At 70.3% G+C, this 13,621-nt stretch carries 11 protein-coding genes and 1 pseudogene; 6 read left to right on the forward strand and 6 right to left on the reverse strand.

The genetic code is table 11. The features are described 5' to 3' along the window. Positions 1-78: 78 nt before the first annotated feature. The 3 genes from ABD355_RS09770 to ABD355_RS09780 are packed head-to-tail and all read left to right on the forward strand — an operon-like array spanning position 79 to position 4,166. The gene (locus ABD355_RS09770) at positions 79-927 is read left to right on the forward strand and encodes an LLM class F420-dependent oxidoreductase (protein ID WP_344399756.1); all 849 of its coding nucleotides are present in this window, start codon (positions 79-81) and stop codon (positions 925-927) included. A 38-nt stretch (positions 928-965) separates the two neighbouring features. Further along, positions 966-3,548: a bifunctional FO biosynthesis protein CofGH gene (locus tag ABD355_RS09775; protein ID WP_344399757.1), complete on the forward strand. Its 2,583-nt coding sequence runs from the start codon at positions 966-968 to the stop codon at positions 3,546-3,548. A gap of 54 nt (positions 3,549-3,602) precedes the next feature. Beyond that, complete coding sequence (locus ABD355_RS09780) at positions 3,603-4,166, forward strand: hypothetical protein (protein ID WP_344399758.1); 564 nt, start codon at positions 3,603-3,605, stop codon at positions 4,164-4,166. A 94-nt stretch (positions 4,167-4,260) separates the two neighbouring features. Here the strand turns inward: ABD355_RS09780 and ABD355_RS09785 are convergent, their stop codons facing one another. Next, the gene (locus ABD355_RS09785; RefSeq protein WP_344399759.1) at positions 4,261-4,767 is read right to left on the reverse strand and encodes a DUF2165 domain-containing protein; all 507 of its coding nucleotides are present in this window, start codon (positions 4,765-4,767) and stop codon (positions 4,261-4,263) included. 198 nt (positions 4,768-4,965) lie between these two features. On the opposite strand from ABD355_RS09785, the gene ABD355_RS09790 reads away from it, so the two are divergent. Continuing rightward, positions 4,966-6,081, forward strand: coding sequence for an ADP-ribosylglycohydrolase family protein (locus ABD355_RS09790; RefSeq protein ID WP_344399760.1), 1,116 nt, complete (start codon positions 4,966-4,968; stop codon positions 6,079-6,081). Positions 6,082-6,125: 44 nt separating this feature from the next. Here ABD355_RS09790 and ABD355_RS09795 read toward each other — a convergent pair whose 3' ends face one another. Then, positions 6,126-7,700, reverse strand: a complete 1,575-nt coding sequence (locus tag ABD355_RS09795; RefSeq protein WP_344399761.1) for a sodium:solute symporter family protein — start codon at positions 7,698-7,700, stop codon at positions 6,126-6,128. Positions 7,701-7,862: 162 nt separating this feature from the next. Continuing rightward, positions 7,863-8,648, reverse strand: coding sequence for an SDR family oxidoreductase (locus ABD355_RS09800; protein ID WP_344399762.1), 786 nt, complete (start codon positions 8,646-8,648; stop codon positions 7,863-7,865). Positions 8,649-8,727: 79 nt separating this feature from the next. Here ABD355_RS09800 and ABD355_RS09805 point away from each other — a divergent pair, with 79 nt between their 5' ends. Then, a complete protein-coding gene (locus ABD355_RS09805) occupies positions 8,728-9,567 on the forward strand; it encodes a hypothetical protein (protein ID WP_344399763.1) in 840 nt (279 codons plus the stop codon). Between the two features lie 140 nt (positions 9,568-9,707). Here ABD355_RS09805 and ABD355_RS09810 read toward each other — a convergent pair whose 3' ends face one another. The 3 genes from ABD355_RS09810 to ABD355_RS09820 all read right to left on the reverse strand — a co-directional run bounded on the left by ABD355_RS09810 (position 9,708) and on the right by ABD355_RS09820 (position 12,087). Then, on the reverse strand, positions 9,708-9,899 hold the full coding sequence (locus ABD355_RS09810) for a DUF397 domain-containing protein (protein ID WP_078912651.1): 192 nt from the start codon (positions 9,897-9,899) through the stop codon (positions 9,708-9,710). Positions 9,900-10,113: 214 nt separating this feature from the next. Next, a complete protein-coding gene (locus ABD355_RS09815; RefSeq protein WP_030940853.1) occupies positions 10,114-10,971 on the reverse strand; it encodes a helix-turn-helix domain-containing protein in 858 nt (285 codons plus the stop codon). Positions 10,972-11,328: 357 nt separating this feature from the next. Next, positions 11,329-12,087: a GOLPH3/VPS74 family protein gene (locus ABD355_RS09820; RefSeq protein WP_344399764.1), complete on the reverse strand. Its 759-nt coding sequence runs from the start codon at positions 12,085-12,087 to the stop codon at positions 11,329-11,331. Positions 12,088-12,308: 221 nt separating this feature from the next. Between ABD355_RS09820 and ABD355_RS09825 the strand changes: the two are divergent. Further along, positions 12,309-13,621: pseudogene (locus ABD355_RS09825) on the forward strand (hypothetical protein); the annotation flags it as partial.

A 13,621-nucleotide genomic window follows, 5' to 3' on the forward strand; every position in this document is an offset into this window, starting at 1 on the left:
ACCAACCAGCCCCACCTCATGCGTAAATCCCGACCGGTCGGTATCGACATATGAGACCGCACCCGGTACAGATGACCCATGCGAATCGCCGTGACAATCTTCCTCACCGACGAGACCGTCACCCCGACCCGGCTCGCGCGGGAGCTGGAAGCGCGCGGTTTCGCGGGCCTGTATCTGCCCGAGCACACGCACATCCCGGTGGAGCGTGCGACCCCGTACCCGGCCGGCGGCGACCTGCCGCCCGAGTACGGCCGCACCCTCGACCCCTTCGTCGCGCTCGGCCAGGCGGCCGCGGTGACCGAACGGCTCGGCCTCGGCACCGGCATCACGCTGGTGGCCCAGCGCGACCCGATCGACCTGGCCAAGCAGATCGCGACCCTCGACCACCTCTCCGGCGGCCGCTTCACCCTCGGCCTCGGCTTCGGCTGGAACGTCGAGGAGGCCGCCGACCACGGGGTCGAGTGGCGTACGCGGCGGGAGCTGGTGCGGGACCGGATGGCGTTGATGCGGGCGCTGTGGAGTGACGAACCCACCGCGTACGAGGGGGAGTTCGGGAGCGTACGGGCCTCGTACGCCCACCCCAAGCCGGTGCAGAAGCCGCGCGGTCCGGTCGTCGGCCCACGCACTCTCGTCGGCGGGGCCGCCGGCCCCAAGCTCTTCTCCCACATCTGCGAGTACGCCGACGGCTGGCTCCCGATCGGCGGCCGCGGACTGACGGAGTCGCTGCCGGTCCTGCGGGCCGCCTGGACGGACGCGGGCCGCGACCCGTCGGGGCTGCAGGTCGTTCCGTACGCGGTCTTCCCCACCCCGGGCAAGCTCGCGCACTACGCGGAGCTGGGCATCGAGGAGGTCGTCGTACAGCTGCCGCCGGCAGGGGAGGCAGAGGTGCTGCGGGTGCTGGACGAGTACCGGCCCCTGTTGGGTTGACCCATGGCCACTGATCAGCTCGACCGTATCCTCGAAGGATGACGACATCCGCGACCGGAACCGGCCCCACCGACAACTCCATGCGTCGCGCTCTCAAACGTGCCCGCGACGGAGTCGCCCTGGACGTCACCGAGGCAGCCGTCCTCCTCCAGGCCCGCGGCGAGGCCCTCACCGACCTCGCCGCGTCCGCCGCCCGGGTACGGGACGCCGGCCTCGAACAGGCGGGGCGTCCGGGCGTCATCACGTACTCGAAGAGCGTCTTCATCCCCCTCACCCGGCTGTGCCGGGACAAGTGCCACTACTGCACCTTCGTCACCGTCCCCGGCAAGCTGCGCCGCGCCGGCCACGGCATGTTCATGTCCCCGGACGAGGTCCTCGACATCGCCCGCAAGGGCGCGGCCCTCGGCTGCAAGGAAGCCCTGATCACCCTGGGCGACAAGCCCGAGGACCGGTGGCCCGAGGCGCGCGAGTGGCTCGACGCGCACGGCTACGACGACACCATCGCCTACGTCCGCGCCATCTCCATCCGCATTCTGGAGGAGACGGGCCTGCTGCCCCACCTCAACCCCGGAGTGATGTCCTGGACGGACTTCCAGCGGCTCAAGCCGGTGGCCCCCTCCATGGGCATGATGCTGGAGACGACCGCGACCCGCCTGTGGTCCGAACCGGGGGGTCCGCACCACGGCTCCCCGGACAAGGAGCCCGCCGTACGGCTGCGAGTCCTGGAGGACGCGGGCCGCTCCTCGGTCCCCTTCACCTCCGGCCTCCTGATCGGCATCGGAGAGACGTACGAGGAGCGCGCGGAGTCCCTTTTCGCGCTGCGCAGGATCTCCCGCGCCTACCACTCCATCCAGGAACTGATCATCCAGAACTTCCGCGCCAAGCCGGACACCGCGATGCGCGGCATGCCGGACGCGGAGCTGGACGAACTGGTCGCGACGGTGGCCGTCGCCCGCCACATCATGGGCCCGGCCGCCAACCTCCAGGCCCCGCCCAACCTGGTCGACTCCGAGTACGAGAGGCTGATCGGAGCCGGCATCGACGACTGGGGCGGAGTGTCCCCCCTGACGATCGACCACGTGAACCCGGAACGCCCCTGGCCGCAGATCGAGGAACTCACCGAGCGCTCCCGCGCCTCCGGCTTCGAGCTGCGTGAACGCCTCTGCGTCTACCCGGAGTTCGTGCAGCGCGGCGAGCCCTGGCTGGACCCGCGGCTGCGGCCGCACGTCCGCGCCCTGGCCGACCCGGAGACGGGCCTCGCGCGTTCCGAGGCGCTGCCCGAGGGGCTTGCGTGGCAGGAACCGGAGGAGGCGTTCGTCGCCTCCGGCCGTACGGATCTGCACTCCTCCATCGACACCGAGGGCCGTACGTCCGACCGTCGCGACGACTTCGACGAGGTGTACGGCGACTGGGCGGCCCTGCGCGAGGCGGCCGCCCCCGGCATGCTGCCGGAGCGCATCGACACCGACGTACGGGCGGCCCTGGCGACCGCGGCGGACGACCCGACGCGCCTCACGGACGCGGAGGCCCTCGCCCTGCTGCACGCCGACGGCCCCGCACTGGACGCCCTCACGCGCATCGCGGACGACGTACGGAGGTCGGCCGTCGGCGACGACGTGACCTACATCGTGACCCGCAACATCAACTTCACCAACGTCTGCTACACCGGCTGCCGCTTCTGCGCGTTCGCGCAGCGCAGGACGGACGCCGACGCGTACACGCTCTCCCTGGAGCAGGTCGCGGACCGCGCCCAGCAGGCCTGGGACGTGGGCGCGGTGGAGGTCTGCATGCAGGGCGGCATCCACCCCGACCTGCCCGGGACGGCGTACTTCGACATCGCGAAGGCGGTGAAGTCCCGCGTCCCCGGGATGCACGTGCACGCCTTCTCGCCGATGGAGGTCGTCAACGGCGCGACGCGGACCGGCATGTCCATCCGGGAGTGGCTGAGCGCGGCCAAGGAGGCGGGCCTGGACACCATTCCCGGCACGGCCGCCGAGATCCTCGACGACGAGGTCCGCTGGGTGCTGACCAAGGGCAAGCTGCCGACGGCGACCTGGATCGAGGTCGTCACGACCGCGCACGAGCTGGGCATCCGGTCCTCGTCGACGATGATGTACGGCCACGTGGACCAGCCGCGCCACTGGCTCGGCCATCTGCGGACCCTGGCCCGCATCCAGCAACAGACCGGCGGCTTCACGGAGTTCGTGACGCTCCCCTTCATCCACACCAACGCGCCCGTGTACCTGGCGGGCATCGCCCGCCCCGGCCCGACGACGAGGGACAACCGCGCGGTGACGGCGATGGCGAGGCTCTTGCTGCACCCCCACATCCCGAACATCCAGACCAGCTGGGTGAAGCTGGGCACGGAGGGCGCGGCGGAAATGCTCCGCTCCGGGGCCAACGACCTGGGCGGCACCCTCATGGAGGAGACGATCTCCCGCATGGCGGGCTCCTCCTACGGCTCGTACAAGTCGGTCAAGGACCTGATCGCGGTGGCGGACGCGGCCGGCCGCCCGGCGAAGCCGCGGACGACGCTGTACGGGGAGGTGCCGGAGGAACGGCAACAGGCGGCGGCGGTCTCGGACGGGCACTTGCCGGAACTTTTGCCGGTCCTGGACTGAGTACGATGATCCGACCCCTGTTCCACGAGGGCATGGGGATGTGGAGCTGAGGAGATGCGTGCCGTGCCAGCCCCCAAGGTCTGGGTGACCGGTCTGACGGTGGGAGCGATCGCCGCTGTCGTCGTCCTGGCCGTACAGGCCGACAAGGGGCTGAAGCCCCACGCGGTCGCCGCACGGCCGAGCACCTCGGCGTCGGCGGGCGCGCATCCCACGCCCACGAAGTCCGCGGCACCGGCCGCGGTGCCGGCCGGCTCCGGCACCGGGCGGCGCGTCGTCTACTCCCTCGGGAAGAAGACGGTGTGGCTGGTCGACGCGGGCAATACGGCCCGCCGTACGTTCGCGGTGTGGCCCGGGACGGTGAGCCCGGACCCGGGCACCTACACGGTCGGCGCCCGCACCCGGGGCGCCATCACCGGCTCCGACGGCGTGAAGATCGAACACATCGTGTACTTCTCGGTCAAATCCGGCGTGAACGTGGCCTTCTCCAACGCGGTCGACGGTGCTTCACCGCCGCCCGCCTCGGGTGTGCAGACGGGCGGCATCCGGATGCGGGTGGCCGACGGGACGGCGCTGTGGACGTTCGGGTCGACCGGCACGAAGGTCGTGGTCGTCGGCTAGGGAGTGTCGTCCGGTCGGCGGGGGTGCACGTGCCGTCCCAGGACGACGGCCCGGCCGAGCAGTTCGGCCGGGCCGCAGGCGGGCGATACGACGGTCAGGCGGCGCTGTCCGACTCCCGGAACGGCAGGTGGTTGACGACCAGCACGAACCCGGTGAACACGATCACGCGGGTCGCCGCCTCCAGCCCGTTCCAGGTCTTCGACTGCCACATGGAGAACCACTCACCGCCGATCGCGATGAACCCGGCGCCGAAGAGCAGCAGGAGCATCAGCAGGCCGTAGGTGGAGATGTTGCGCGCGCGGGCGTAGTCGCGCCGGGCCCAGAGCCAGGTGCCGTATATGAGGACGAGTGCGGCAAGGGTCTCCCAGATGATGATGGCGACGTACGCCGTGTTCTGAAGTCCCTTGCTGGTGATGGCTCTCCACATCAGGTCGTCGTCCTTGAACGTCGTGTCCATGGCCAGCACATGCTGCACGAACGCCTGATTGGTGCCGAAGTCGGTGATGTTGCCGAAGGCCACGAGAGCGATGTAGAGGGCGACACTCGCGGTGAGAAGGGTGGCGGTGAGGTGGAGTGCGCTGCGTGGGGGTGTCGATGCCATGACGGCCATCTTCCCTCACGGGGCGACGAGTTCGAGAGGAGGCCTGGGTGCCGCATCAGCCGATAACTGAGCACTCAGGGTCACTCAGGGCCACTCCTGTCATGTCTCGCATACCCCTCCGCCCCCTAAACCGACCGTTCCCGTTCGATTACAGTGCTGAACTGTCATGCGTCGGGCGGAGCCAGCGGGGAGGTCTTGGTGAATGCGCCAGCCGGGGCCATATGGGGCCGTGTCGAGCAGCAGGATTTTCGGAGCCGGGTGCGGGGGACGCTGCTCGGGGCCGCCGTGGGGGATGCGCTGGGGGCGCCCGTCGACGGGCTGGATCTCGACGGGATCCGGGAGGCGTACGGGGCCGAGGGCCTCGCGGACTTCGCCTTTGCGTACGGCCGACGCGGTGCCGTCACCCACCTCACGCAGCTGACCCTGTTCACCGTCGACGGGCTGATACGGGCGCAGGTGCGCCGCGACACCGGTGCCTGGCATCCACCGACCGATCTGCACCGGGCATATCTGCGATGGGCGGCCACCCAGCGCGACTGGGGGCCCGACGAGCGCCGCAAGGACGACGGCTGGCTGGCGCGGGAGGAGTGGCTGTACGCCCGGCGGGACCCGGCGCGTTCGCTGCTGCTCGGGTTCGGGGACGAGCACATGGGGACCCTGGACGCGCCCAAGAGCCCCGCTGAGATCGGGCCCGAGGCGACCGCGCGCTCCGCGCCCTTCGGGCTGCTGGTCGGCTGGGAGCCGCAGCTGGTGGCCCAGCTGGCGGTGGAGTGCGCGACACAGACCCACGGGCATCCGGTGGCCTATCTGTCGGCGGGCGCGTACGCCGTGATCGTGCACGGGCTGGCCCGCGGCGAGACCCTCGACGGCGCCGTACAGCGGGCGCTCGCGCTGCTCGCCGCCCGGCCGGGGCACCAGCCGGTGTCGGACGCGCTGCAGCACGCGCTGGGCGCCGTACGGCAGGGCATGCCCACACCCGTGCGGGTGGAGGAACTGGCGGGGGACGGGTCGGCGGAGGGCGTGCTGGCCGCCGCCGTGTACTGCGCGCTGGTGGGGGAGGACTTCCGGCACGGGCTGTGCCTCGCCGTGAACCAGGACGGCCCCTCGGGCGCGACGGCCGCCCTCACCGGCGGCCTCCTCGGCGCCCTGCACGGCGAAACGGCCCTCCCCCCGGCCTGGCTGGCCGAACTGGAAGGCCGCCCGACGCTCCTGGAACTGGCCGACGACTTCGCCATGGAGATGACCCAGGGGCCCGCACTGCACGGCCCGGCGGGGTCGTCCCCGGGGTGGCTCGCCCGTTATCCGAGGGCCTAGGACAGGCCGGGCCCTGATGCTGCCTGCTGCCCAGAGGGGTACCGCTACTCCTTCACTGCCGTACCCACGGCGTCCTCCGCAGGGCCCGCCGGGGCGGGGATCGCCGCCGCGGCCGTGCCGTCGTCGTCCGTGTTGATGCGTTCGATGACGGCGAGGCGCTCCGGGGTGTCCTCGGGCTTGAGGTAGCCGATGAGGATGTAGAGGAGCAGGGAGACCGCCAGCGGGATCGAGACCTGGTACTGGAGCGGGACGCCGCCGTGGACGTTCCAGTTGATGGGGTAGTTGACCAGCCAGAAGGCGAGCAGGCCCATGGACCAGCTGGTCAGCGCCGCCGTGGGGCCGGAGCGGCGGAACGGGCGCAGCAGGCCCAGCATCATGGGGATGGCGATCGGGCCCATCAGACCGGCGACCCACTTGATGACCACCGTGATGATGTCCTTGAAGGTGGGGGAGTTGACCTGGGTCGCGACCGCCATCGACAGGGCGAGGAAGACCACCGTGGTCACCCGGGCCGCGATCAGCCCGGAGCGCTGTCCCCACTCCCGGGCCCGCTTGGACAGCACCGGAGCCGCGTCCCGGGTGAAGACGGCCGCGATCGCGTTGGCGTCCGAGGAGCACATGGCCATGGTGTGCGAGAAGAAGCCGACGATGACCAGGCCCAACAGTCCGTGCGGCAGCAGCTGTTCGGTCATCAGGCCGTAGGAGTCGGAGCCGTCCGGCTTCTGGGCGTGGACCAGCAGCGGTGACATCCACATCGGGAAGAAGAGCACGACCGGCCAGATCAGCCACAGCGCCGCCGACAGCCGCGCCGAGCGCTCCGCCTCGCGGGCGCTGCCCGTCGCCATGTAGCGCTGGGCCTGGTTGAGCATGCCGCCGTTGTACTCGAAGAGCTTGATGAAGAGGAAGGCGAGCAGGAACACCGTTCCGTACGGGCCCACCAGCGGCTTTCCGTGGCCGTGCAGGGCCGGCTCGTCCCAGGCGCCGAAGAAGCCGATGCCCTTGTCGTTCAGTTTCAGTACGACGGCGACGAACATCGAGATGCCCGCCAGCAACTGGATGACGAACTGGCCGAGTTCGGTCAGCGCGTCCGCCCACAGACCGCCGATGGTGCAGTAGACGGCGGTGATCGCGCCGGTGATGAGGATGCCCTGGTTGAGGGTGATGCCGGTGAAGACGGACAGCAGCGTCGCGATCGCCGCCCACTTGGCGCCCACGTCCACGATCTTCAGCAGCATGCCCGACCAGGCCAGCGCCTGCTGCGTCTTCAGGTCGTAACGGTTCTTCAGGTACTCCAGCGGGGAGGCCACATGGAGCCGGGAGCGCAGCCGGTTGATGCGCGGCGCGAACAGTTTCGAGCCGATGGCGATGCCCAGCGCGATCGGGAAGGACCAGGTGACGAAGGAGGTCACGCCGTAGGTGTAGGCGATGCCCGCGTAGCCCGTGAACATCACCGCGCTGTAGCCCGACATGTGGTGCGAGATGCCGGACAGCCACCACGGCATCTTTCCGCCGGCCGTGAAGAAGTCGCTGACGTCGTCCACGCGCTTGTGCGACCAGACGCCGATCGCGACCATCACGCCGAAGTAGCCGATGAGCACGGCCCAGTCGAGACTGTTCATGTGTCCCCTCCGCAGGGTCCGCCTTGTGAACGGCTCGCTCATCCTGGGCGCGCCTACATGGGCACGACAAGCAAGCGTCAGGTCAAAGGAAGGCAAAAATGTTCCTTGTGTTGACCTGCGTTCATGCACATGAACTGAATCGTGGGCCGGCTCCTCCAAGGGTCAGCGCATCAGCTCCCCCGCGTTGACCAGCAGCGACTGCCCCGTGATGGCCCGCGCCCGGTCCGAGGCCAGGAACACCGCCGCGTCCGCCACATCCCCGTCCGTCGCCAGCTCCGGCAGCGCCATCCGCCCGGTCAGCCGCTCCAGTACGTCGGCCTCGGGCACCCCCTCCGTCTGCGCCGTGAACTGGACGTACGCCTGCACCGGCGGCCCCCACATCCAGCCCGGCAGCACGGTGTTGACGCGTATACGATGCGGCCCCAGCTCCCGGGCCAGGGAGTACATCGCGCTCGTCAGCGCCCCCTTCGAGGCCGCGTACGCCGCCTGCTTCACCTGCGTCGGGGCCGCAACCGCCGACTGCGTCCCGATGAACACCACCGAGCCCCCGCACGCCTTCAGTGCCGGCAGGCAGGCCCGCGTCATCCGCAGCGAGCCCAGCAGGTTCACGTCGATCACCTGCTGCCAGCTCACGAAGTCCGCATCCGCCAGACCGCCGAAATAGCCGTCCATGGCGGCCACATGGACGACCGCGTCGATCCGCCCGAACCGCTCCCGCGCGAGCGCCGCCAGCGCCTCGCACTGCGCCTCGTCCCTGATGTCGGTCGCCCGGTACGCCGTGTGCGCCCCGTCCGGATCGATCTCGCCGGCGCTCTTGGCGAGGTTGGCCTCCGTGCGCGCCCCGAGCACCGCATTGCCGCCGTCGCGCACGACCGCAGCCGCGACCTGATGACCGAGCCCGGCGCCGACCCCCGACACGACGACGGTCTTGCCCGTGAGCAGTGACATCGGAGCCTCCCGGGTATGGCGGATTACCTGACGGGGCGTCAGAGTATGGGCGACCGGCGGAGGACGGAAGGGGAGCGACATGAGCGAGGAAACCCGCAGCGACGTGTACGCCGAGCTGGCCGCCGTGGGACCGTACGGAGTCCGCCCCGGCCATGCGCTGATCACCATGGTCGAGCCGCACCCCGGCCACGAGTACGCGTACAACCGCTGGTACGAGGACGACCACTACTACGCCGGCGCGATGGCCATGCCCTGGATGTACGCCGGGCGCCGTTGGGTGGCGACCCGCGACCTCCAACTCCTGCGCTACCCCGAGAAGTCGGCGATCGCGCAGCCGGTCACCGCCGGCTGCTACATCTCCACGTACTGGATCACGGACGGCCGCTACGACGACCACATGCGCTGGACCGTCGCGATCAACAAGCGGCTCAACCGGGACGCCCGGGTCTACCAGGACCGTACGCACGTCTTCACGGCGTTCCAGGACCACGAGGTGACGGTCTACCGGGACGGGGCCGCCGGGCCGCGCGACTTCCATGCCCTCGACCACCCGTACGCCGGTCTGGTCGTCGAGGTGGTCGACGCCGAATCGGCCGGGCAGCGGGCCGAGTTGCTGGAGTGGCTGCGCTCCCGCCACCTGCCCAAGCGGGTGGCGGGCTCACCGGCCGCGATGGTGACCGTCTTCCGCCCGACGCCCCTGCCCGGCGACCGCATGACGTACGTCAAGCAGGTCGAGGGCGTGGAGACCAGGCTGACCCTGCTGTGGTTCCTGGAGGCGGATCCACGCGACTGCTGGGAGGCGTACTTCGCGGACCTGGAGGCGCCGGTGCGGGAGGCGGGGCTGGGCAGGGTGGAGCTGGTGGCGCCGTTCGTCCCGACGGTGCCGGGCACGGACAAGTACGTGGACCGGCTCAGGTAGGTGCGTGGACCGCCGGCGCAGGCGCTGGGCACAGCCGAGCCCCCTCGGCAAGGACGGCGAGCTGGACGAGAGGGCTCTTCAAGTGCTGCTTGTGAAATTGTGGAAGGCGAACGCAGTCGAGGATCAGCAGATCCTCCCCCCTACGCCTTGATCGAGCCGACGAAGGTGTTCCACGCGTCGGCCGGGAAGGCCAGTACGGGGCCCTCGGGGACCTTGGAGTCCCGGACGGCCATGGCCGCGCGGACCGGCGACTTGATCTCGACGCACGCGCCGTTGCCCGTGGAGTACGAGGACTTGGTCCACGTGTCCGTGGCGCCCTGACGAATTGCCATTTTTGCTCCGGAATGCCAGTTGTTGAGTTGCTGTCACCGCACGACGGATCCGACTCCGAACCCACAGCGCGGTTTGCGCCAACCCTTGGTGTGTGGTGGCGTGATCGACGCTACTCGCCAACCTCGACCTACGAAGTGACCATTCACTCGACCGGGTGGCATATTCCAGATGGGTCTTCCAGTCCGACCCGGGGACGGTGTACCTTACGGCGCTTCAGCGCGCGTACTCCTTCGCGATGTCCGCGATGAACTGCCGTGACTGGTCCGGATTCAGGGCCTGGGCGCGCAGGTGCTCGTACATCACGCTGTATTTCTGCACGTCGTTGGCCTTCTCCAGGTACAGGTCGCTGGTGACGCCCTCGATGTAGACCACGCTGGAGTCGGCCGCGTCGGGGAACTCGAGGATCGCGTACTGGCCGTTGAGCCCCGGGTGGGCCCCCATGTCGAAGGGGATCACCTGCACGGTGACGTGCGGGAGTTGGGACTGCTCGACGAGGTACTCCAGCTGGTCGCGCATGAGGGAACGATTGCCCACGACCCGGCGCACCGCCGCCTCGTCCATCACCGTCCACAGCCGGAGCGGGTTCTCCGGGGCGGTGATTCGTTCCTGCCGGCGCAGGCGCACCTGTACGCGCTTCTCGACGTCGGTGGCGGCCGTCTCCGGCAACGCCCCCGCGATCAGCGCCTCCGCGTACTGCCGGGTCTGCAGCAGCCCCGGGACGACCTGGGGGTCGTACACCCGCAGACTCGCCGCATCCGTCTCCAGCCCGATGTAGACGCTGTACGGGATGTCACCGAAGGAATGCCACCATCCCTGCTGGCGGCTGTCCTTGGCCATCTGCATCAGCGAGTCGACGATCCGGTGGTCCTCCACCTCGTACACCCCGCACAGGTCGCGGACGTCGCGCTGGCTGATGCTGCGCCGCCCGTTCTCCAGGCGACTGATCTTCGACTGCGACACCAGCAGCCGCTCGGCCACCTCCTCGGCCGTCATGCCCTTGAGCTCGCGGAGCCGGCGCAGCTCCTGGCCCAGCCGGCGTCGCCTGACGGTGGGATTGACATTGGACGCCACGAGACGTGCACCTCCGGCTGCGTGCCTGCACTAGCTGTACTTTGCCACTTTGCGTATCTGCTGTTGAGCAGACTGCCACCAAGGGACTTGGTACCGCTGGGAAACGGCGTATATGCGCTGCCCGCACGACAGTTCATGAGTTCATGGAAAAACGGCCGCGCGGGGCGGCGGAACCGTTACGGCACCCGTATGGACGGATGGCGTACGGCCCCGCCGCCCCGCGCGGACCAGCGGCTCCCGTACCGGGTCTCGGGGACTGCCTCTGCAGGCTCGGTGCGGCGCTCGGCGGTGCGTGGTGCTGCGGTGCAGTGCGGTGCGTGGTGCTGCGGTTCGTGCTGCTCGTCGTGGGACTGCGGCTCAGTGGGCCACGACGCGCGCCATGGAACCGCGGCGCGGCTGCATCGGAACGCCACGAGCGGGTTCCGGTGCGGACCTGACCGGTCCGGCGGCGGCCTGGCGGCCGGCCGGGGCCGGGCTGCGGCGCGGCTGGGCCGCCACGCCGTTCTGGACGTCCATCACGGCGTGCGCGACGAGACCGCCCATGGGGTCGTGCCTGATGAGATCCCGCAACCGGGACCGAGAGGACCGCCCCTCGTTCCCCGGGTACAGGTGCTTGCCGAGGCCGACCGCGTGTGCCAGTGCGGCGAGTGCGGCGGTCCGCGGGTCCGGCGGTACGCCGGTGCGGATCGCGGAGTCCAGACGGGACCTGATCTCCCGGCTGATCTCGGTGTCCGTCGCCTGGTAGCGAGTCGTCGGCAGTACCCCGCACATCTGGCCCGCCACGGCATGCACCATGCCGCACCGCTCCAGATGCGAGAGGTAGGTCTGGCGCAGTCCCAGCCGGGGCCCGCCAATCCAGTTCACTGCACGTACCGGAGCGCCACGCCTGCGCAGCAGCTCCAACGCACAGTCCAATGTCGGATCTCCAGTCGGCCGTGGGGCTACCACGGCGATACGATCCCCGTCTGGGGCTATCCGTCCGGCCAGCGCCAGCTCCACTAGCTGTGCTCCGGCCAGACCGAGGTCGAGCGACTGCGGCTGTGCAGTGGTACCCGTGGCCGGGTCCAACGCCAGCAGCAGAAGCTCCTCCGGAAGTGTTCTGCGGCTCCTGCCCATCCATGCCTCCCCGCGTGGATGAAAGACAGGGTGACCCCTCTCACATTGGTCTGTCGAGGGTGCGTGACCTGTTTGTGAGGGAACCGGTAGGTATGTCGTTCTCGTCTACCGCAGGGGTTAAGCCCGCACACAGGACACTGGTACATGGTTCGGACAGCGCGTTTGAGCGGTGTTGCGGGCGGCGGTTCACGGTTCGGTAGGTCGCACGGAGCGCGTGCGGCATGGAGGAGGCATCGGTGGCGGGCGAGTCCCCCGACAGGTCGAAGCAGCGCGAGTCGTCGGCAGAACCGACGTCGGGGAACACGGGCCCGGTTCCCGAGCCCGCCCGCGATCCCCGTCTCCCGGTCTCCCGGGAGCCCGACTCCACCGACACGTCCGAGGCACGCGGCGGCGTGGACACGGCGACGCGGGTGTTCTCGGTACGGGATCTGAAGACGGCGGTCGAGGAGGCCGGGGGGACTACGGCTGAGGAGAGCGAGGCCGAGCGGCCGGAGGCCGGGGAGACCGCGGCCGAGGAGGCTGGGGCCGCGGAGGCGAAGGGCGCTGAGGCCGAGGACGCGGCTGTCCGGGACGGCGCTGCGTCCGAGGGCGCAGATTCGGCTGACGACGCCGCTGGGACCGAGGGCGGGGAGGGCGGTGACGCCCGGCTCCGGGCCGCTGTGGCGGCGTGGGTCCGCTCCGGGGGCACCGAGGACTCCGGGGAGCCCGGGAACGCAGAGAGCACCGCTGAGGCCGAGGAGGACGCTGCCACGGAGACCGAGGCGGGCCCCGACGCCCAGGACGAGGCTGCTGCCGACTCCGACGAGGCGGCAGAGGGGCCGGGGGACGCCGCCCCGGAGCCCGAGGCGGCCACCGACTCCGCCGCGGACGCCCGTCCCGAAACGGGCGCCGCCGCTGAAGCGGGCGTTGACGCCCAAACGGCCGCCGACGCTGAAACGGGCGACGAGCCCGAAACCGGCGCAGCCTCCGGCGCCGGCGACGGGTCCAAGACGAGCGGCGCATCCGAAGCGGGTGCTGCGTCCGGGACGGGCGGCGGATCCGAGACGCGCGGCGAAGCCAAGTCCGGCGGTGCATCCGTGGCGGGCGCTGAAGCCAAGTCCGGCGGTGCCTCCGGGACGGGCGGCGAGTCCAAGACGGGCCGATCCGAGACGGGCGGTGAAGCCAAGTCCGGCGGTGCCTCCGGGACGGGTGCCGAGCCCAAGAGGGGCGCCGAATCCGAGGCGGGCGCCGAACCGCCCAAGACGGGCGGTGCGTCCGAGACGGGCGGCGAAGCCAAGTCCGGCGGTGCATCCAAGACGGGCGGCTCCGAGGCGGGTGCCGAAGCCAAGACCGGCGGTGCATCCGTGGCGGGCGCTGAAGCCAAGTCCGGCGGTGCGTCCGAGGCGGGCGTTGAGCCCGAGACGGGCGGCGAGTCCAAGACGGGCGGTTCCGAGGCGGGTGCCGAAGTCAAGTCCGGCGGTGCATCCGTGGCGGGCGCTGAAGCCAAGTCCGGCGGTGCCTCCGGGACGGGCGGCGAACCCAAGAGGGGCGCCGA

Source organism: Streptomyces longisporus (genome assembly GCF_039532765.1).
Lineage (GTDB): Bacteria > Actinomycetota > Actinomycetes > Streptomycetales > Streptomycetaceae > Streptomyces > Streptomyces longisporus.